Source organism: Dactylosporangium sp. CA-233914 (assembly GCF_050942935.1).
GTDB lineage: Bacteria > Actinomycetota > Actinomycetes > Mycobacteriales > Micromonosporaceae > Dactylosporangium.
On the sequence record NZ_CP192030.1, the window covers coordinates 4,165,995 to 4,185,012 of the forward strand.

At 69.6% G+C, this 19,018-nt stretch carries 20 protein-coding genes and 1 pseudogene; 17 read left to right on the forward strand and 4 right to left on the reverse strand.

Translation table 11 applies throughout. The annotated features are described in order from the left end of the window. The first annotated feature begins 293 nt into the window (after nucleotides 1-293). The 14 genes and pseudogenes from ACQPY0_RS18890 to ACQPY0_RS18955 all read left to right on the forward strand — a co-directional run. Nucleotides 294-623 carry a hypothetical protein gene (locus ACQPY0_RS18890; protein ID WP_432990573.1) on the forward strand — a complete coding sequence of 110 codons (330 nt, stop codon included), beginning with the start codon at nucleotides 294-296 and terminating at the stop codon, nucleotides 621-623. Nucleotides 624-1,377: 754 nt separating this feature from the next. Further along, entirely contained in the window at nucleotides 1,378-2,214 is an 837-nt protein-coding gene (locus ACQPY0_RS18895) for a carbohydrate ABC transporter permease (protein ID WP_432990575.1), read from the forward strand. Continuing rightward, nucleotides 2,211-3,032 (forward strand): carbohydrate ABC transporter permease, encoded by an 822-nt coding sequence (locus ACQPY0_RS18900; RefSeq protein ID WP_432990577.1) that lies wholly within the window; start codon nucleotides 2,211-2,213, stop codon nucleotides 3,030-3,032. The genes ACQPY0_RS18895 and ACQPY0_RS18900 overlap by 4 nt, the downstream gene beginning before the upstream one ends. A gap of 50 nt (nucleotides 3,033-3,082) precedes the next feature. Further along, nucleotides 3,083-4,360 (forward strand): ABC transporter substrate-binding protein, encoded by a 1,278-nt coding sequence (locus ACQPY0_RS18905; protein ID WP_432990579.1) that lies wholly within the window; start codon nucleotides 3,083-3,085, stop codon nucleotides 4,358-4,360. Nucleotides 4,361-4,471: 111 nt separating this feature from the next. Continuing rightward, nucleotides 4,472-5,461, forward strand: a complete 990-nt coding sequence (locus tag ACQPY0_RS18910) for a LacI family DNA-binding transcriptional regulator (RefSeq protein ID WP_432990581.1) — start codon at nucleotides 4,472-4,474, stop codon at nucleotides 5,459-5,461. Between the two features lie 211 nt (nucleotides 5,462-5,672). Beyond that, entirely contained in the window at nucleotides 5,673-6,626 is a 954-nt protein-coding gene (locus tag ACQPY0_RS18915; protein ID WP_432990583.1) for a helix-turn-helix domain-containing protein, read from the forward strand. A gap of 3 nt (nucleotides 6,627-6,629) precedes the next feature. Beyond that, nucleotides 6,630-8,363 (forward strand): dihydroxyacetone kinase family protein, encoded by a 1,734-nt coding sequence (locus tag ACQPY0_RS18920; protein ID WP_432990585.1) that lies wholly within the window; start codon nucleotides 6,630-6,632, stop codon nucleotides 8,361-8,363. A 56-nt stretch (nucleotides 8,364-8,419) separates the two neighbouring features. Then, entirely contained in the window at nucleotides 8,420-8,911 is a 492-nt protein-coding gene (locus ACQPY0_RS18925; RefSeq protein WP_432990587.1) for a ribose-5-phosphate isomerase, read from the forward strand. A gap of 29 nt (nucleotides 8,912-8,940) precedes the next feature. After that, nucleotides 8,941-9,666: a triose-phosphate isomerase family protein gene (locus tag ACQPY0_RS18930; RefSeq protein WP_432990589.1), complete on the forward strand. Its 726-nt coding sequence runs from the start codon at nucleotides 8,941-8,943 to the stop codon at nucleotides 9,664-9,666. Between the two features lie 163 nt (nucleotides 9,667-9,829). Further along, nucleotides 9,830-10,969: a Gfo/Idh/MocA family protein gene (locus tag ACQPY0_RS18935; RefSeq protein ID WP_432990591.1), complete on the forward strand. Its 1,140-nt coding sequence runs from the start codon at nucleotides 9,830-9,832 to the stop codon at nucleotides 10,967-10,969. Continuing rightward, on the forward strand, nucleotides 10,970-11,971 hold the full coding sequence (locus ACQPY0_RS18940) for a sugar phosphate isomerase/epimerase family protein (protein ID WP_432990593.1): 1,002 nt from the start codon (nucleotides 10,970-10,972) through the stop codon (nucleotides 11,969-11,971). 11 nt (nucleotides 11,972-11,982) lie between these two features. After that, nucleotides 11,983-13,119, forward strand: coding sequence for a serine hydrolase domain-containing protein (locus ACQPY0_RS18945; RefSeq protein ID WP_432990595.1), 1,137 nt, complete (start codon nucleotides 11,983-11,985; stop codon nucleotides 13,117-13,119). A gap of 26 nt (nucleotides 13,120-13,145) precedes the next feature. Beyond that, nucleotides 13,146-13,661 (forward strand): VOC family protein, encoded by a 516-nt coding sequence (locus tag ACQPY0_RS18950; RefSeq protein ID WP_432990597.1) that lies wholly within the window; start codon nucleotides 13,146-13,148, stop codon nucleotides 13,659-13,661. A gap of 17 nt (nucleotides 13,662-13,678) precedes the next feature. Next, nucleotides 13,679-13,953 (forward strand): annotated as a pseudogene (locus tag ACQPY0_RS18955) (IS3 family transposase); the annotation flags it as partial. A gap of 132 nt (nucleotides 13,954-14,085) precedes the next feature. Here the strand turns inward: ACQPY0_RS18955 and ACQPY0_RS18960 are convergent. After that, complete coding sequence (locus ACQPY0_RS18960; protein ID WP_432990599.1) at nucleotides 14,086-14,670, reverse strand: acyl-CoA dehydrogenase family protein; 585 nt, start codon at nucleotides 14,668-14,670, stop codon at nucleotides 14,086-14,088. Between ACQPY0_RS18960 and ACQPY0_RS18965 the strand changes: the two genes are divergently transcribed. Beyond that, nucleotides 14,647-15,174, forward strand: coding sequence for an aldehyde dehydrogenase family protein (locus ACQPY0_RS18965; protein ID WP_432990601.1), 528 nt, complete (start codon nucleotides 14,647-14,649; stop codon nucleotides 15,172-15,174). The two genes, ACQPY0_RS18960 and ACQPY0_RS18965, sit on opposite strands and share 24 nt — an antisense overlap. Nucleotides 15,175-15,180: 6 nt before the next feature. On the opposite strand, the gene ACQPY0_RS18970 is transcribed toward ACQPY0_RS18965, so the two are convergent. Then, nucleotides 15,181-15,645, reverse strand: a complete 465-nt coding sequence (locus ACQPY0_RS18970) for an alpha/beta fold hydrolase (RefSeq protein ID WP_432990603.1) — start codon at nucleotides 15,643-15,645, stop codon at nucleotides 15,181-15,183. A gap of 300 nt (nucleotides 15,646-15,945) precedes the next feature. Here ACQPY0_RS18970 and ACQPY0_RS18975 point away from each other — a divergent pair, with 300 nt between their 5' ends. After that, on the forward strand, nucleotides 15,946-16,350 hold the full coding sequence (locus ACQPY0_RS18975) for an integrase core domain-containing protein (protein WP_432990605.1): 405 nt from the start codon (nucleotides 15,946-15,948) through the stop codon (nucleotides 16,348-16,350). Between the two features lie 234 nt (nucleotides 16,351-16,584). On the opposite strand, the gene ACQPY0_RS18980 is transcribed toward ACQPY0_RS18975, so the two are convergent. Beyond that, nucleotides 16,585-16,878 carry a hypothetical protein gene (locus ACQPY0_RS18980; protein ID WP_432990607.1) on the reverse strand — a complete coding sequence of 98 codons (294 nt, stop codon included), beginning with the start codon at nucleotides 16,876-16,878 and terminating at the stop codon, nucleotides 16,585-16,587. A 67-nt stretch (nucleotides 16,879-16,945) separates the two neighbouring features. Here ACQPY0_RS18980 and ACQPY0_RS18985 point away from each other — a divergent pair, with 67 nt between their 5' ends. Next, nucleotides 16,946-17,035, forward strand: coding sequence for a hypothetical protein (locus ACQPY0_RS18985; RefSeq protein ID WP_432995295.1), 90 nt, complete (start codon nucleotides 16,946-16,948; stop codon nucleotides 17,033-17,035). Nucleotides 17,036-18,170: 1,135 nt separating this feature from the next. Here ACQPY0_RS18985 and ACQPY0_RS18990 read toward each other — a convergent pair. Then, nucleotides 18,171-18,851, reverse strand: coding sequence for a GntR family transcriptional regulator (locus ACQPY0_RS18990; protein ID WP_432990609.1), 681 nt, complete (start codon nucleotides 18,849-18,851; stop codon nucleotides 18,171-18,173). Nucleotides 18,852-19,018: the final 167 nt, after the last annotated feature.

Sequence of the window (19,018 nt, forward strand, 5' to 3'; positions counted from 1 at the left end):
ATCGGAGACCATCGATATCTAGGGAAAGGGTACGGCTGGCCGGGGAAGTCCGACACCTTTGATCGGTAGGTTGTGGGCTCGCGCCCGCTTCGGTTGTTTCGCTACTTGACGCTGACCTGCCAAATGCTCATGGCGACGGCTCTGGCCTTGTCGCGGATTGTCGTCCGTTCGCAGGGTTTCGGGAGCGCGCCGTCCTTTGCCTGGTCCGGGAAGCGACCTGCGATGGGTGGGCGGCCTCCTCCGGATCAGCCGCCCACCCATCGGCTCCCGCCGCCCTCGCTGAAGGCCGGCCAGTGCTCAACGTGGACGGCTCGCTCGGCCCGTCCGACATCGGGCAGGCGGTGCACGCGGCCGAGCGGCTGCCCGGGCCGGCCGATCCGACGGCCGCCTACGAGCTCAGCGCCGCCATCACGGCGGCCGCCGTGCCCAAACTCGGGCTCCCAGCGGCTCGCCCCGGCGCACCTGACCAACGTCGCCGCGACGACGTGCGCCTGCGGCGGCCGCGATCAGCGGGGGCGGCCGGCCGGAGCGGAGTCGCGCAGTCGGTCGAGGCGGCGCGGAACCCGCAGCAGGCGCAGGGACGATCCGTCGCAGGAAATGCCGGATTTCCTGCGACGACTTGATGGGATGGCGAAGGCGTGGAAAGAGGCGGGCGTCCCGGTCCGCACCTCTTCTGAGATCCGGATCGGACCGCCCCGGAAGTCCGTCGGCCAGAGGCAGGCCGTGGCGCCGCACCCTTTCGAGAGTGCTGTGGAAGGTTCACTCGAAGGATCACGCGATGGCCGCGCTCTATGCCGGACGAACTGTCCGACGATCACGCCAACCGCGTTACACCACTACCAGGGACGCCACTCCTCCGCGCCCGCGGTCCAAAAGCGCGTTGGCCTGCCCAAGACGCCGCAGATCAGTAACCGTCGTATCGGTCCCCCCAACGTCCCCACCGCACCGACTTCATGTGCCACCCGGCTGGAGCCCGTCAGCGACGACCGGTACCAGGCCGCGAACCGGCAGTAGCCGCGCGAACGTCGAGCCTGTGTGAACCCCGCCCTCGGCCTTTCACATCGGGTGGCCGGGAGCGTTGCGCAGCCCGACCGGTGGTCGACCCCTGTCCCCAAGGCGTCGCGCCGACGACTTCCGTGCCGTTGTGACCGGCAACACCAAGAGCCCGTCCCTCTCGTGCAAGACGTGCGCGGGCCGTAGCAGGACAGTTGACCCGGTAATGAGCGTGAACCGAGTCTCATGGAAGTCGAAGACATGAACCACCTGGGGACCAATGCGGTGAATTCAGTCGCCCCTGCCGTGACTGCCCGCCCGACGTCGACACCCCGGTCGGATGCGGGACGGAGCAAACCGCGGCGGTCGTGGCTGTGGCTGTTCATGCTTCCCGCGGCCGTTCCCTACCTGTTCGTGGTGGTGATTCCCAGCGTGCAGGGCACCGGGTTCGCTTTCACCGACTGGGACGGGCTCAACCCTGACTGGTCCTTCGTGGGGCTGGACAACTTTGCGCGGCTGTTCGACGACCCGCAGGCGATGCGGGCGTTGCGGAACACGCTCACGCTCGTGGTCACGGTGACGCTGCTGGAGAACGGCATCGGGCTCCTGCTGGCGCTCGCGCTGAACGGCAAGCTGAAGAGCCGGAATGTGCTGCGGCTCATCTTCTTCACGCCGGTCGTCGTGATCTCCGTCGTCGTGGCATTCCTGTGGCAGTTCATCTATACGCCGGACGGCCCGGTCAACGAGGTGCTGCGTGGCGTCGGGTTGGGCAGTCTGGCGAGCAACTGGCTCGGTGACCCGAAGCTTGCACTGTGGGCGATCGCGGTCATCGTCGTCTGGCAGTTCGCCGGATACTCGATGGTCATCTTCCTGGCCGGTCTGCAGTCCGTGCCGGAGGAGCAGTTGGAGGCGGCGGCGCTCGACGGTGCAGGGCCGGTGACCCGGTTCTGGTACATCATCAGGCCGCTCCTGGCTCCGGCGATCACCGTCAACCTGATGCTGTCGCTGGTCCGCGGTTTCATGATCTTCGACCAGATCTGGGTCACGACGCAGGGCGGCCCGGCGCAGTCCACCGATTCGCTGTCGACGCTGCTGTACCGCAACGCGTTCCAGTATGGGGAGTTCGGCTACAGCGCCGCGCTGGCCGTCGTGCTGACGGTGTTCATCGGCGTGGTGGCTGTCGTCCAGTACCGCTTCGTGTTGCGCGGGGGGAACAAGTGAACCGCTACACCTGGCGTACCAGGTCGCTCGAGGGCGTCATGTTCGTGGTGGCGCTGATCTTCCTCTTCCCGATCTACATCCTGGTCAACCTGGCCATCCGCAAGCCGGACGACCTTTCCTCGCCCGTCGCGCCGACGAAGCACCCGACGTTTGGCAACTTCGCCGACGCCTGGAACCAGGCCAGTGTCGGCGGCGCGATGGCCAACAGCATGATCATCACGGTGGTCAGCGTGGTGCTGCTCGTCGTGCTGTCGTCGATGGCCGCGTATCCGCTGGCCCGGCTCACCTCGAAGTGGTCCAGCCTGGCGTTCTACGGCTTCATGGTCGGCCTGCTGGTGCCGTTCCAGCTGGGGCTCATCCCGCTGTACAAGATGATGCGCGACATCGGCTTGCTGGGCACGATCTTCCCGCTGATCATCATCTACGTCGGACTGCGCATCCCATTCTCGTTGTTCCTCTACACGCAGTTCCTCCGCCAGATCCCGCTCGACTACGAGGAAGCCGCGGCGATCGACGGCTGTTCCCCGGTCCAGGCATTCTTCCGCGTGGTCTTCCCGCTGCTGCGCCCGGTGACTGGCACGGTCGTCATTCTCAACGGACTGTTCATCTGGAACGACTTCCTCAAGCCGCTGCTCTACCTGAGCGGGACCAGCAACCAGACGATTCCGGTGGCGATCTACACCTTCGTCGGCGAGTACGACTCTCAATGGGAACTCATCTTCGCCGCACTGCTGCTCGGGGCGCTGCCGGTGCTCGTCGCATTCTTCTTCCTGCAGAAATCGCTGATTCAGGGATTCTCCAGCGGGATCAAAGGCTGACGCGACCCGCCGTCGCGCAATGCTTTCCACGCATGATGAAAGGAATCGATGTGAGAGGTGTGTTCAAAGGGCTGACCGGTGGCGTCGCGGCGCTCGGCGCGATGGCGCTGTTGCTGGCCGGGTGCAGCACCGACGCCGGGTCCTCCGGCCAGTCCGGCAACAAGCTGACCATTGCCTGGAAGGGTTCGGAGAAGCTCGGTATTGACGCGGTTGTCGAGCAGTACAAGAAGGACTTCCCGGGCCGCGAGGTCGTTGTGACGACCGCGGACGTCGAGCAGTACCAGGCGACCCTGCGGACCCAGATCAGCGCTGGCACGGCGGCCGACGTGGTCTTCGTCTGGCCGGGTGACGGCAACCCCGGTGCGATCCGGCAGATCGCCCCGGGCGGTTTCCTCGAGGACCTGTCCGGCCACGACTGGGTCAAGAAGTACCCCGCCTCGCTGAAGCCGCTGACCGAGGTCGACGGCAAGACCTACCTCATGGCGCCCACCGTGACCGCATTCGGCCCGTTCTACAACGACGCCGCGCTCAAGGAGGTCAAGGCCACCGCGCCGAAGGTCTGGGACGAGGTCATCCCCTTCTGCAAGGCGGCCAGGGCGGCCGGGAAGTCCGCGTTTGCGCTGGGCGCGGCCGCGCTCAACAACACCCAGAACCCGCTGTACTCGCTGGTGCCCTCACTCGTCTACGGCGCTGACCGCAACTTCGACGAGCAGCTCAAGGGCGGACAGACCTCGTTCGCCAGGAACGCGGGCTGGAAGGAGGCCATGCAGAAGTACAAGGACATGGTCGACGCCGGCTGCTTCAACGACAACTCCACCGGCACCACGACCGACCAGCAGATCCAGCTGGTGGCCTCGGGCAAGTCGCTGGGCATGTTCACCATCGCCTACCAGCTGGGCGCCCTGGTCAAGGCCGCGCCGAACGCCAAGTTCGTCTTCCAGCCGCTGACCGCCACAAACGACCCCGGCAGCCTGCTGCTGGCCGCCTCCAGCGCCGGTGGCGCGGCGGTGAACAGCAAGGCCAAGAACAAGCAGCTCGCGCTCGAGTTCGTCGACTACCTCGCCTCGGCGAAGGTCATGAAAATCTACAACAACGCGCTCATGGGTGCCGTCCCGTCGATCTCGACGGGCGAGACGGTGAGCGACGAGAATCTCGCCATGATCGTCCAGTATGTCGACTCCGGCAAGACCGTGCCGTTCCTGAACCAGAGCTGGCCGAACGCGCGCGTCGAGCAGGCGATGTACTCCGCGATCCAGGCGATGATCGCCGGCAGCGGCTCGCCCGCCGCCGTGCTCAGCGCCATGGACGCCGAGTACCAGCGCCGCTGAGACGCCACGCGGTGGCCCGCAGGCCACGGCGTACGCCGTGGCCTGCGTGACAATTGAGCTCGATGCGGCGAGCGTCGACCGCGGCTGTAGCAGTACGAGAGGATCAATCAGATGGCTGGCGACGAGGGCCGTGCCCGGCCGCAGCCCGGACGACGGGTGACGAGCGCCGACGTGGCGCGGGCCTCGGGAGTGTCCCGGGCGACCGTCAGCTACGTGCTCAACAACGTGCCCAACCGCTCGGTCTCGGAGAGCACCCGGCAGCTCGTGCTGGAGACCGCTCAGCGTCTGGGCCACATCCCGTACGCGCCGGCCAGGTCGCTGCGGCTGGGACGCAGCGACATCGTGCTCGCGCTGGTGCGGGAGTTCACGTTCGGCTACATCGCGGACCGCGTGCTCGAAGGGCTCGACGTGACCCTGGCGCGGCGCGGCTTCGTCCTGCTCATCCACCGCTACTCCGAGCAGGTGCGCCCGCTGTCGGAGCTGTGGCCGATGGTGGCACCGGCGCTCGTCGTCTCGATGGGCGGCCTCTCGGTGCCGGAGATGTCGTCCATTCACGACTCCCGCGCCAAGCTGGTCGGCGTGCAGGGTGTGTTCCCGCACGAGCGGGCCGGCGAGATGCAGGTCGAGTACCTGCACTCGCGCGGCCACCGCCGGATCGGCTACGCCTTCCCGGCCAATCCCGGCGTCGAGCTGATCGCGTCGGAGCGGCTCACGGGCGCCCGCCGTGCCTGCGAGCGGCTCGGGATTCCGCAGCCCGACGTCCAGGTCGTCGACCTCAACAACGCCGGCTCGGTGTTCGCCGCGCTGGACGGCTGGGCCGCGGCGGCGGAGCCCATCACCGCGGTGTGCGCGCACAACGACGAGATCGCCATCATGCTCTCGTCCGGCCTTTCCGCCCGCGGCCTGCGCGCCGGGACGGACCTCGCCCTCATCGGCGTCGACAACATACCGATGGCCAGGATCGGCATCACCACCGTCGAGATCGACGTGGACGGTTTCGCCGAGCAGATCGTGGAGTCGGTACTCGACGCGCTGGACGACCGCACCGCCGAGCCGCGGGAGCGGGAACTGCTGCGGCTCATCGTCCGCGACACCGCCTGACGGCCGGGGCCGTCACCACCCCTGCCGCCGAACGGTGCACCATGCCGTCCTGCGGCACGGTGCTGTCCGGATTCGCCCGGACAGCGGCATTCGTGCCCGGCTGGAACCTTCGACGCCCCTGCTGCAAACTCCCTGATTGCAGACGGGTTACACGTGTAGACCGGCGGAGATTACACGTGTAACTTCCAGAGAGATTTCAAGGAGGTAGAGATTGGCACCGCAACTTTCCGCCACCGCCGATCCGCACTCTGCTCCGGCCGCGCCCGGCCCCACCGGCGTACCGGAGGCGGAGCGGCAGTTCGTCCACCGGGCGTACGACCGGCTCCAGGTGGCCAAGGTTCTCCCCGGGCAGTGGGTCTTCCCCGCGCCGCGGCACGCTGAGGCGACAGCCCGGCCGTACCTCGCCGTCTACGCCCGGTCCGGCAGCGCCTTCGTCACCCTGGGCGAACGCGCGATCGACCTGAACCACGGCGACTTCTGCGTCGTACGCAACCGCGGCGTGCTCGACGTCCGCACCACGGCGGGCGCTGAGCTCCTGATCATCCGGGTCCCGGCCGAGGCCGTCGGTCCGTACCGGCAGGCGCTCGACGCCGCCGACGGATACCGGTGGTCCACCAGCAGCGGGACGGCGAGCCTGGTCGCCCGCCTGCTCGACGGTCTCGCCGCGCAGCTCGACGACTACCGCCCCGGCAACCCCAGCCGCTTCGCGTACTACCTCGTCGGCCTCATGGCGCTCATGTGCGACGAGGGCGGCACCACGTGCATCGGCTCGGTCAAGGCCAGGACGCTCGAGAACGCCAAGGAGTACATCGAGCGGCACCTCGGCGACATCGACCTGACCCCGGACCGGGTCGCGGTGGCCCAGAACGTCTCGACCAGGACGCTGCACCGCCTGTTCGAGAGCGAGGGACTCACCATCAGCGGCTGGATCAGGCTGCGGCGCCTCGAGCACTGCCGGATGGACCTCGCCGACCGCGTGTTGCAGGAGCTGTCCATCAGCAGCATCGGCGCGAAGTGGGGCCTCTACGACGCCGCCCACTTCAGCCGGCTGTTCAAGTCGTCGTACGGGCTGTCGCCGCGCGCCTACCGGCTCGTGCACGGCCGGGACCGGGCCGACCGCAACGACCGTACCGCGTTCAGCTACCCCCGGGCGGAGATCGCGTAGACCATGACTCGGCTGTTCAACGATCCGGCGGCCTTCGCCGACGAGATGATCGAGGGGTTCGCCGCGGCGAGCGAACGGTGGGTACGACCGGTCACCGGTGGGGTGATCAGGAGGTCCCGCCCGCCGGCCGGCACCGTGGCGGTTGTCATCGGCGGCGGTTCCGGCCACTTCCCGGCCTTCGGCGGCCTCGTGGGGCCCGGCCTGGCCCACGGCGCCGCGCTGGGCAACCTGTTCGCCTCGCCGTCGGCGCAGCAGGTCTACACCGTGGCGAAGCACGCCAACACTGGGGCCGGGGTCCTGCTGACCTACGGCAACTACGCCGGCGACGTGCTGCACTTCGACCAGGCCCAGGAACGGCTGATCGCCGAGGGCGTCCCCTGCCGCACCGTGGTGGTCACCGACGACGTCTCCAGCGCCACCGCCGACCAGATCGAGCAGCGGCGCGGCATCGCCGGCGACCTGGTGGTGTTCAAGGCGGCCGCGGCCGCCGCGGAGGCCGGGTACCCGCTCGACGAGGTCGCCCGGGTAGCCCGGCAGGCGAACGAGCGGACCAGGTCGTTCGGGGTCGCGTTCACAGGTTGCACCCTGCCCGGCGCGGACACACCTCTGTTCACCGTGCCGCAGGGGCGGATGGCGGTCGGGATGGGAATCCACGGCGAGCCCGGCATCGGCGAGCAGGACGTCCCGACCGCCGACCAGTTGGCCGAGCTGTTCGTGACGACTCTCCTCGGTGAGGTCCCCGGCAGCGTCACCTCCGTTGAGGGCAGCCGCGTGGCGGTGATCCTCAACGGGCTGGGCTCGGTCAAGTACGAGGAGCTGTTCGTCGTCTACCGGCGGGTGGCGCAGCTGCTCGCCAGCGCCGGGCTCGACGTGGTCGAACCGGAGGTCGGCGAGTTCGTCACCAGCTTCGACATGGCCGGCTCCTCCCTGACCCTGACCTGGCTGGACGACGAGCTCGAACAGTTCTGGCGCGCCCCGGCGGACACGCCGGCCTACCACAAGGGCCGGACCGCACCCGCCGCACCCGCCGTGACCGGCGCAGAGCCTCTCCGCGCCGACGCGGCCGGCACCGTCGCGGTCCCCACCGCCACTGCGGCGTCGCAGGCGGCCGCGCGGCAGGTGTGCGCTATCCTGCGGTCCGTCCGGACGGTGATCGATGAGCATGCCGACGAACTGGGCCGGATCGACGCCGTCGCCGGCGACGGCGACCACGGCATCGGGATGCAACGCGGCGCCACTGCCGCGCTCCTGGCCGCGGACCATGCCGAGGAGCAGGGGGCCGGCGCCCGCACCACGCTGCTGCGCGCCGCCGACGCCTGGGCCGACCGGGCGGGTGGCACCTCAGGCGCGCTGTGGGGCGCGGCGCTGCGGGCCATGGCCGGCGTGTTCAGCGACACGGCCGAGCCGAGCCGCGCCCAGGTCGTGCTCGGCGTGGAGCGGGCCGCGGAGGCGGTCGTCCACTACGGCAAGGCCGAACTCGGCGACAAGACGATGGTCGACGCCCTGCTGCCCTTCAGCGGCGCGCTGCGCCACGAGACCGACGCGGGCCGGCCCCTCGCTGACGCCTGGCGACACGCGTCGGCGATCGCCCAGGAGGCGGCCGACTCGACCGCATCCCTCCTGCCGAGGAAGGGCCGGGCCCGGCCCCACGCCGAGAAGAGCCTCGGCACACCCGACGCCGGAGCCGTCTCCCTGGCCCTCGTCGCCGCCGCGGTACACACCGCGCTGTCCGCATAACAGCCACCGGACCGCCGTCCACCGATTGCTGTCCGCCTACCACGAGAGAAGGCACGGTGAGCAACAAGCTCCGCATCGTCATCGGGTCCGACGACGCCGGATTCGACTACAAGGAAGTTCTCAAGGCCGACCTCGAGGCCAGCAAGCTGGTGGAGTCGGTGCAGGACGTGGGGGTGGACGCCGACAGCACGGCCGCCTACCCCCACGTGGCCGTCCACGCCGCCCGGCTCGTCGCCGAGGGCAAGGCCGACCGCGCGCTGCTGATCTGCGGTACCGGCCTCGGGGTCGCCATCGCGGCCAACAAGGTGCCCGGCATCCGGGCGGTCACCGCGCACGACAGCTTTTCGGTCGAGCGCGCCGTGCTGAGCAACAACGCCCAGGTGCTCGCGTTCGGGCAGCGGGTCGTGGGCCTCGAGCTGGCCCGGCGGCTCGCCCGGGAGTGGCTGGGGTACCGCTTCGACGAGTCCTCGGCCTCCGCGGAGAAGGTCCGGATCCTCAATGCCTATGACGGCGGCCCGGCTACGGAAGCGGCCGCACCGTGCCGGTAGGGGAGCCGTCGGCAGGCACCTGCGTCGGCGTGAGCCTGAAGATGTATTTCGGCTACCGGCAGACGCTCGACTGGTGCGGCCGGGTCGGTGCGCTCGCCCGCCGCCACCCCGCGGTGACGTCCGGTGCCGTGGAACTGTTCGTCCTGCCGTCGTTCCCGGCGCTGGCGCCGGTGCTCGCCGAGCTCGACGGCTCCGGGGTCGGTGTCGGGGCGCAGAACCTGTCCTGGGCGGACGCCGGCCCGTTCACCGGTGAGGTGGGCGGCGCCATGCTCGCCGAGATGGGCTGCCGCTACGTCGAGGTCGGCCACGCCGAGCGCCGGCGCCTGTTCGGCGAGACAGACGAGATCGTGGCGGCGAAGGTACGGGCCGCGGTGGACGCCGGCCTCTGCCCGGTCGTCTGCGTCGGGGAGACCGAGCGCATCTCACCGCAGCAGGCCATCGCCTTCTGCCTCGAGCAGCTCGACCGGGCGTTCGGTGGCCCGGGCCGGCCCGGCGGGGCGATCGTCGCGTACGAGCCGCAATGGGCGATCGGCGCGGAGCAGGCGGCCTCCGCGGACCACATCCGGACGGTGTGCGCGGCGCTCGAAGGCGCCACCGGCACCCGCGTCATCTATGGCGGTAGCGCCGGCCCGGGGCTGCTGGCCCAGCTCGGCACGGCGGTGTCCGGCCTTTTTCTGGGCCGCTTCGCACACAACCCGGCGGCGCTGGAGTCGGTGCTCGACGAGGCCGTGGAACGGCGCACGTCCGGCGGCTGAGTCCCGGCTCCGGGCTGATCCGGCTCGGTTCGGGCACATCCGGTCGAAGCGGGCGGGCACGCGCAACCACCGGTCAGGCAGACGCAAGACGGTGCGGCCGAGGATGGGCGAGGCTGCAAGCAGGCCGGGACAGATCACGGCAATGAATGAGCGGGAGACAACGGTGACGGAGTTGAGGGTCGCGCTGATCGGCGGCGGGTTCATGGGGAAGGCGCACAGTCTTGCCTACGCGCTGGCGCCGATCGCGCAGGACCTGGGCGTGACGCTGCACAAGGAGGTGCTCGTCGACGTCACGCCGGAGCTGGCGGAGGAGGGGGCCGAGCAGCTCGGGTGGAGGTCCAGCGCGACCGACTGGGAAGCGGTCGTCGCCCGTCCCGACATCGACGTCATCGACATCTGTACCCCGCCCGACCTGCACGAGCCGATCGCGCTGGCCGCCATGGCGGCCGGCAAGCACGTGTTCTGCGAGAAGCCCATCACCAACCGCGCCGACGAGGCGCAGCGCATGGCGGATCGGGCCCGCGCCGCCGGTGTCGTCGCGCAGGTCGGCTTCAACTACCGGCACACGCCGGCGATCTCGTTCACCAAGCAGCTCCTCGACAGCGGCAGGCTCGGCGTACCACTGCAGTTCCGGGCCTCGTACCTCCAGGAGACCAGCTTCAACGCGGACCCGAACCGCTGGCGGGCGAAGAAGTCCACTGGTGGCTCGGGCACCGTCGGCGACATCGGTTCCCACATCATCGACGCCGCGGAGTGGCTGTTCGGCGACATCACCAGGGTGACAGCCCGGGTCCGGGCCAAGGCCCCCGGCGACGGCGGCTGGGTCGCCGAGGAGGATCGGCTCGGGCAGGACCTCATCGACGACGGCGGCGTCTGGATCGCCGAGTTCGCCAACGGCGCCATCGGCACGTTCGCCGTCAACTCCTTCGCCTCCGGCCGCAAGAACCGGTTCCACTTCGAGCTCGACGCCAGCAAGGGCGCCGTCGAATTCAACTGGAACAACCGGGAAGAGTTCCGAGTGTCCTATGTGGACGAGGACGCCGACCACCAGGGCTTCCGGACCGTGCATACCAACAACCAGCACCCCAACGGGTGGTGGCGGCTGGCCGGGATCGGCACCGGATACGTCGAGGTGTCGGCGATCCAGTTCCAGGAGTTCGTCCGGGCGATCGTGCGGGGGGAGCGGGCCCGCCCGGACTTCGACGACGCGGCGCGGGTGCAGCGGATCGTGGAGGCCGTCTACACCTCCGCCGTGTCCGGCCAGTGGATCGGCATCGAAGCGCGGACAGGAGGCGCACGCTAAATGGGCAACGCAGCGAACATCCGATTCGGTACCGACATCATCACCTTCTTCAACACCGCCTACTGGGGACTCGGCGAGGAGCTGCCGTACCCCGACTGGGCGGCGGCGGTCGGCCGCGACCCCAGGTCCTACTTCGACCGGATGCTCGACGGCGTCCGCGACGCCGGGCTCGAGGGCGTCGAGCTCGCACCCGAACCGGGCGGCTGGACGACCGCGCTCAAGGCGTACGGGAACGCGGCCGGTGTCAAGCGCGCACTGAGCGAGCGCGGGCTCGTGCTGGCCTCCAGCTACGCGCCCGGCCGGCAGCTGATCGGCGACGCGCTGGACGACCCGGACCGGGAGGCGCACGCGGACACGTACATGGCGCAGCACGCCGAGTTCCTGGCCGAACTGGGCGCCGACACCATCACGATGGGCAACATCGCCCGCTCGCGCTTCGGCAACAACAGCCCGGACGACACCGCGACCGCGGAGGACTTCGCCGAGCCGGTGCCGCGCGAGATCCACGAGCGGTTCGCCGAGCAGGTGAACCGTCTCGGTGCCGTCGTGGCACGGTACGGCGTGCGGATCGCCATCCACACCGACGCGTACTCCGTCTGCTCCCGCAACGAGGACATCGCGACGGTACTGGAACTGACCGATCCGAAGAACGTCATGCTCTGCCCGGACGCCGGGCACATCACGCTGGACGGCGGGGACGCAGTGGAGGTCCTGCGCCGCCACCTCGGCCGCATCCCCACGATGCACTGGAAGGACTGCGCCCAGCCGCTCTCCGGCCACGTCCTGCGCGGCGACCAGAAGGAGCGGCACGCCACGATGCTGACCCACTTCCGGATCCTCGGCTCCGGCAAGGTCGACTGGTCCGAGTGGATGCGGATCCTCCGGGACAACCGGTGGCGCGGCTGGGCGATCGAGGAGATCGACATGTCGCCCGACCCGGTGGGGGAGCTCCGGCAGGGCCTGGAGTACTTCCGCACCGCGCTCGCCCCGATCTACAGCTAGGCACGAGTGGCATGGACGACCCTATCCAGCCGCCGGTGATTGCCGTGCAGGGGTTCGCGCTGCCGCCGTTCGAGCCGCTGGCGGACGTGTTCGCCCGCGCCGTCGCCGCCCAGGGCGGAGGCGGCGCGGCGCTCGCCGTCGTCCGCGACGGCCGCCCGGTCGTCGACCTGGTCGGCGGCGACTACCGGCCCGACTCTGTGCAACTGCTCTTCTCGGTCAGCAAGGCCGTCACCGCGGTGGCCGCCGCGATGGCGCACGACGAGGGTCTGATCGACCTCGACGCGCCGCTCGCCGACTACTGGCCGGCGTTCCGCCGCCCGGCGACCGCGGCCGTCACCGCCCGCTCGGTGCTGTCCCATCGTTCCGGTCTCGCCGCGGTCGACCGGAGGCTCACGCTGGAGGACCTCCTCGCGGGCCGGGACGAGGAAGCGGTCGAGCAGCAGGAGCCGTACTGGGAGCCGGGAGCCCGGCACGGGTACCACGCGTTCACCTACGGCACCCTGCTCAACGGCGCTTTCCGTCGTACCGTTGGCCGCGGCGTCGGCTCGTTCGTTGCCGAGCGCGTCTCCTCGCGGCTCGGCCTCGACCTGTGGATCGGCACACCGCCGGAGCAGATCAAGCGGCTCGAACGCATCCGGTTCACGCCCACCGCGCTGACGCCCGGCCGGGCGGCGTTCGCGGCACAGAGCACGATTCCCGCCGGCACGACCGGTCAGCTCGCCCAGACCATGGACCTGTTCAACCTGCCGGAGGTCGCGCTGGCCGAGTGGCCCTCGACGAGCGGCGTGGCGGGCGCGCGGGACCTGGCCCGGCTGATGTACGCCACCATGGCCACCGTGGACGGGGTGCGCCTGCTCGGTCCGCAGGCTGGCGAGCGGATGCGCGCCGGCTTATCGCGCGGGATCGACGCGGTGCTCGGCATCGACACCCACTTCGGCTCCGGAGTCCAGCTGGCGTTCCCCCAGCTGCCGTTGCTCGGTCCGAGGTCGTACGGCCACGAGGCCGCCGGCGGATCCGTGGCCTTCGCCGACGACGATTACGGCGTCGCGGTCGGCTTCACCACCAACGTCTTCCCGGCGATGTCCGGTGCGAGCGTGGCGCTGCTCGCCATGCTGCCCACGATCAGGCACTGCCTGACCGCCGGGTGACCAGCCCGTCCAGAAAGGACCGTCCCATGTCAGCCCCGCTCATCGAGCACATCGGCATCCTCGTGCCCAACCTCGAGGACGCCATCGAGCGATGGTCCGCCGCGACCGGGTACACGTTCAGCCCGATCGCGCGCTACCGCACGCAGCGGTACTGCGACAGCAGCGACCCGGAGCCGCACTTCCACGACGCCCGGATCTCCTTCTCGAAGGAGGGGCCCCCGCGCATCGAGCTGATGGAGGTGACCGGCAACGGGACGCACGGCGCCGCCCAGCTCGGTGTCCACCACTTCGGCTTCCCCGGGACCGAGGACGTCCCCGGCCGGATCGCCGAGCTCGCCGCGCTCGGCATCGGCGCCGACGGCAAGTCCCTGACCGAGGACGGCCGGGTGCATCTGTGGTTCACCAAAAAAGATGACCTCGACGGGATCCGGTTCGAGTTCATCGCGCCCTTCCCGGGCCCGCTCGTGTCCGACGACGGCAGGGAGTTGCGGAACGACCCGGCGACCGGCCGCAAGGACCTCTGGAGCCCGCCGCTGGGGTGACGCTGGCCCGGCCCGGTGACGCCGCGCTCGACATTCACCACGACGACCCGGCACTCGGCTACCGGTTCATCGCCGAGAACTGCCCGTGCCCGGCACCAGCGCCGGCGCGAACCGGGTCGCGCGGCTGTGCTCCCAGCAGCGGATCTGGTCGGTGTTCGCCAAGAAGAAGGGCCTGACCCGGCGAGCCGGGTCACCGGTGCACGACGACCTGGTGCGCAAGGTGTTCACCGCCGATCCCCCGAACCGGCTGTGGCTGACCGACATCATCGAACACCCCACCGCCGAGGGCAAGCCACGCCGCGGTTCATCTCCGCCGTCGTCCGGCTCACCTTCGGCGAAGCAGGTAACACCGCCACATCTCCGCGCTCCTGGGAATGATGGCGATGTGGCGGCGGTGCGAACGACTGTCAATCGATTCCCGCTATCAATCTACCGTGGGAAGTTGGAGAACTCCCGTGCCGCGCTTGATGATTTCGCCCGCGATGATCAGGCGCTGGATCTCGGAGGTGCCCTCCCAGATCCGGTCGACGCGTAGCTCGCGGTAGAGGCGCTCGACGGCGTAGCTCCGGTCGTAGCCGCGGCCGCCGAAGATCTGGACGCAGCGGTCGATGACGCGGCCGGAGGCCTCGCTGGCGGAGAGCTTGGCGATGGCGGCCTTGGCGTGCAGGGTCTTCCGGTCGGTGTCGGGCTGGTCGGCCTCCCAGGCGACCTGGTGGGTGTAGGCGCGGTGGACCGCGATGTCCGCGGCGGAGTCCGCGAGCATGCCCTGGACCAGCTGAAAGGAGGCGATCGGCTGTCCGAACTGCTCGCGTTCCACCGCCCAGTCGCGGGACAGCTCCAGGCCGCGTTCCGCCGCGCCGATGGTGCGGGCCGCGATCATTAGGCGCTCCTCGGTGAACCAGGAGCGGGTGATGTCGTAGCCGTTGCCGAGCCCGCCCAGCACCGCGTCCTCGGGCACGAAGACGTCGGTGAAGGTGAACTCGGGGTGCTCGTAGACGAAGGTGTGCATGAAGCGCGGCACCCGCTGCACCGCGACGCCCGGGGTGTCCTTGTCGACCAGGAAGAGCGTCGGCGCTTTCTCCTCGCCGGCGGCGGCCAGCAGGATCAGGAAGTCCGCGTGGTGCGTCTCGGTGGCGCCGAACCGGACGGACCCGGGTACTACTACCCGGCAACCGTCCTGACGGCCGTCGACCCACTCGCGCGGATCATGACCGAGGAGCCGTTCGGGCCGATCGCGCCGATCTGCGCCTACGACGACGACGCGCACGCGGTCGACCTGGCCAACGCCACCGAATGCGGCCTCGCCGCCTATGTGTTCGGCGAGACCCGCCAAGCGACAGCGCTTGGTCGGCGCCTGAACGCCGGCAGTGTCTCGATCAACAGCGCGCCGGGTGCCGCGCCCGACGCTCCGCTGGGTGGCCGTCTGGCCAGCGGATACGGGTACGAGGGCGGGGATCAGGGCCTGCTCGCGTTCACTCGGTCCAAGATCTGCCAGCAGGACCCAGCGGGATGACGCCGCTCAGCCGTCCAGGAACCGGGTCACCACGGCGGTGAAGGTGCCGGGGCGCGTCTCGTGCACGAGGTGCCCGGCGTCGATCGTCACCAGCCGGGCCGCGGGAAACCGCTCGGCGAGCGCGCGTTGTTCCTCCTGTGGCAGGTGGCTTGCCTGGCCACCGGCCACCACCAGCACCGGCACCGGGAGCTGGGCAAGGCGTTCCCACCAGGTCGGGTCGGGCCGGTTGCGCTGTGCGGACACCGCCTCCACGACGGCCCAGTCGAACGGCGAATGCTCGGGCCGGTCCGGCACGGTTCGGGGAGGGTTCGACGGCAACGGCGCCGGTGTCTCCTCGAGCACCAGGTGTTCCAGGAGGTCGGGGCGCTCGGCGGCGACCAGGTAGGCGACCATGCCGCCCATGGAGTGGCCGACGAGCGCGGCACGCCGGAGGTCCAACGCGTCCATGAAGCCGAGGACGTCGTCGCGCATTGAGCGAACCGGGTCGCATTGAACCTGCAGGCGACCAACCGGCTCCAGGACCGCCTGACGACCAGCATGCGGTCCGGTCACAACGGGTTGCAGTCGCGGCCGACCTGCAGGGGCGCCCCGAGCTGGTCGGTATCACCGCGCTGGCCGAGCCGCTCGCCAGCCCCCGGGCCCGAACCGGAGGAGCCGCGACCAGACCGCGACCTCGACCGCTGAGGTTCGTGACACACTCCGTCGCGGATTACATCCGTGTCCTGACCGAGGCGATCACACAGATCCTCGCATGCGGCGAAGAACCTGGTCATGGACCTCGAGGACGCCGGCTGTCGGGCGCGGTTCATGATCCGGGACCGTGACGGAAAGTTCCCTGCCCTGTTCGACGCCATCCTGCAGGACGCGGGCGTCGACGTCGTACTCAGCGGCGTCCGGATGCCCCGCATGAATTCGATCATGGAACGCTGGGTACAGACCTGCCGGCGTGAACTGTCGGACCGCACCCTGATCTGGAATCGGCGGCATCTCCTCCACGCCCTGAGGGAGTTCGAGGACTTCTACAGTTCCCACCGGCCACACCAAGGCATCGCCAACACGCGCCCGTTGTACCCGTTACCCGTGCCGGTCGCCGACCCGAACAAGATTGACCGATTTGATGTACGAAGACGCGATCGCCTGGGTGGAATCCTCCGCGAGTACCGGCATGCTGCGTGACCTGCGTGGACGAGGCTTTCGGCAAGCGCGGCGACCAGCGTGGTGGTCTGCTGACGCTGCACGCCCGCGGTGTCTACCCGCACCCCCGGCGGGGGAGGGTGAACCACCAGTCAACACGGCGCGCACTTGATTTTCGTCAAGTGGCCGCCGGCTAATTCGCGGCATAACGGGGCATTCGAGCGCCCGATTTGAGCACTTTCGCCCATTTTGCTCTATGGATCATGGTGAGCGGCGCTAACAGTCGATCATCCACATAGGGTGATCGACGGCCATGTTTTTCCTGCTCAAACCGAGCTGCTCGGCGAGGCGGCTCTCCATCACCGTGCGCCGGGCAGCGGCGACCTCGGTGAGCCGGTCCCGTACCGAGGCACAGGAACCGTCGCGGTCCGCGTGCGCGACTGCGGCCAGGCTGGTGTCGTCGATGCCGAGGCGTTCCGCGCCGGCGAGCAGCCGGGTGGCGTGCGCGGCGGTGTGCGTGTAACCGAAAGGGGCGCCGTCGAGTTGCGCGGGTGCCGAGGATCCCGACACGATCCTTGCTCGCGCCAGCCGCGCCGCCTCCTAGCAGCAGGCCGGTCGCACGACCGACGCCATCACCATCCAGGAGCAGGTCCTCGCCGACCGTCAACGAATCCTCGGCCCCGCGCATCCCGACACCACAGCCGCTGCGACAGCCCTGCAGGTCTGACCTCCAACACCCAGCTATCTCGGCTTGGGGAACGTAGGTCGACGGGCCGTCGTGGAGGGGAGTGCGGTCCGGCCTGCTGTGGGGCGGCGGCTTCCGCATAGACGGTCGGGCCGAGACGCAGCAGCGCGTGACTGGCCCATTGGGCCATGGTCATCCCCAACCGGTATCCGAAGACGGTCTGGGCGGTGACTTCGGTGCCGTGGGTGTAGACGACGTTGGGCCGCAGGTGGTGCGCGGTGGCCGATTGGTGATGGCCGAGGTGCGCCAGCAGCGGGTGCACCGGGCCATGATCTCGGCAGCGGCGAGGCCGGGAACAGCAGCCAGCCAGCCAGCCGGGTCGCGGCCGACGCGGGTGGCGGCGTCGAGGATGTCCCGCCAGGTCGTGCGTACGAGGTAGTTACCGGTTCGCGGCCACGGCCACCCGGGTCACGGTGCTACTGCCGCGTCAACGGCGGTGGGGCTCGGCCGGCGACTTGGCGCGAGGGGTGTGCTGACGCGGAGGAACACCGGGATGTCGACGGTGTCGGCGGGGTGGAGGAGCTGGCCGATGGCCCCGGTCGGCGGCTGCATGGCTAGACTCTGGCAGCTGGCCGGTCGCCGGCGCCACTGTCCAATGCCCATGGGTTACAGCCGGTCAGGATCCCGAGGTTTCGTGGGTGCGGCCCTCGGAGGGGCGAGTCCTGATCTCGTCGGTCGCCACGGCCCGGATGAGCGCAGCGGGCTCGAGCCAGCCGGCGAAGTCGGCCGGCCGTTTCGTCGCAGTCGTCTCGCATCTTCCATTCGTGGTCCTCACGGCGGAGGGCCCCTCAGTCTGCGAGTGCTAGGTCGGCCCCACCTCGTGAAGGGGTGTTGGCGCAGGTCTGACACGCACCATTGCCCAACGCGTTGACCTGCCGTCGGCCTGGTTGGCGGTTCCGCGGGCCTGACTGACCGGTTGCCCGCGGCGCGGCTGGCCCGATAGCCGATGATGGCGGTCCGTCTCGCCGTCCGACGTCTGAGCGTCGCCGATGCTCCGCTGGACCACGGGATGGGGTTGCGCGACGTCGCCCGGACGGCGTCCTCCAGACTTTCGTGACTGGGAAACAGAGAACTTGACAGACTCCCTTCCCGGAGGTCCTGATCCCCGGGTCGCGCTTCAGCGTGCTATCTCGAGCCGTTTGAGGATGGCCTGGAACTGGGTGGTGGCGTCCGGGCCGAACTCCTGGCCCAGGAGCTTCTCGCCGGTCTGCACGAGGTGCTGCCGCATCGACGACGCAGCCTCCTCGGGCTGGTGAGCCGCCACGAGGCGGAGCAGGTCCAGGTGCGGATCGAGGATCTCCTCGATCGACTCTGTGCGGTTCGCGGTGGAGACCCCGCTGCTCAGCACCACGTTGCGCAGGCTGTCGACGAACTCGGCCAGCCGTTCGTTGCCGCTGATCGTCAGCAGCGTGCGGTGGAATTGACGGTCCTCGCGGAGGAACCGCTCGGCGTCGCCGGCGTCCATGGCCTCGCGCATGCGTTGGATGTCGGCCTCGAGCGCGGCGATGTCCTCGGCGGTGGCTATCGCCGCCGCCACCCTGGTGGCGGGAACCTCGAGCAGCAGGCGTAGCGAGAAGATCTCGCACAGGTCGTCAGGGGAGTGACCGAGCACGACGAACCCCTTGTTGCGCTGCACCCGCACCAGGCCCTCGCCGGCCAGCCGGATCACCGCTTCGCGGACGGGTGTCCGGGACACCCCGAGCCGCTCCGCCACGGTGTGCACCGCGTGCAGTGTGCCTGGCTCGAACTCACCACGCAGGATCGCCGAGCGCAGTTCGGACGTCGCGCGGTCGGTCATCGTTCCTGCATTGGCCAGGGGTTTCATGCAGCTCCCATCTGTGGGTCCGAGGCCGGGCCCGCGGCGGTCGCGCCGGAGGACGCGTGCGCATCGTAACGGTCCCGTTTCGTCGGTTCCTCGCCGTTGACACGTATCACGTTGCATGTTGTATGTTACAGGCCACTAGC

Bases quoted from the DNA above. Each gene is read 5' to 3' on its own strand.
- ACQPY0_RS18895 (WP_432990575.1), top strand. From the start codon at position 1,378: ATGCTTCCCGCGGCCGTTCCCTACCTGTTCGTGGTGGTGATTCCCAGC.
- ACQPY0_RS18910 (WP_432990581.1), top strand. From the start codon at position 4,472: ATGGCTGGCGACGAGGGCCGTGCCCGGCCGCAGCCCGGACGACGGGTG.
- ACQPY0_RS18920 (WP_432990585.1), top strand. From the start codon at position 6,630: ATGACTCGGCTGTTCAACGATCCGGCGGCCTTCGCCGACGAGATGATC.
- ACQPY0_RS18940 (WP_432990593.1), top strand. From the start codon at position 10,970: ATGGGCAACGCAGCGAACATCCGATTCGGTACCGACATCATCACCTTC.
- ACQPY0_RS18945 (WP_432990595.1), top strand. From the start codon at position 11,983: ATGGACGACCCTATCCAGCCGCCGGTGATTGCCGTGCAGGGGTTCGCG.
- ACQPY0_RS18950 (WP_432990597.1), top strand. From the start codon at position 13,146: ATGTCAGCCCCGCTCATCGAGCACATCGGCATCCTCGTGCCCAACCTC.
- ACQPY0_RS18960 (WP_432990599.1), bottom strand. From the start codon at position 14,670: ATGCACACCTTCGTCTACGAGCACCCCGAGTTCACCTTCACCGACGTC.
- ACQPY0_RS18970 (WP_432990603.1), bottom strand. From the start codon at position 15,645: ATGCGCGACGACGTCCTCGGCTTCATGGACGCGTTGGACCTCCGGCGT.
- ACQPY0_RS18975 (WP_432990605.1), top strand. From the start codon at position 15,946: ATGGACCTCGAGGACGCCGGCTGTCGGGCGCGGTTCATGATCCGGGAC.
- ACQPY0_RS18990 (WP_432990609.1), bottom strand. From the start codon at position 18,851: ATGACCGACCGCGCGACGTCCGAACTGCGCTCGGCGATCCTGCGTGGT.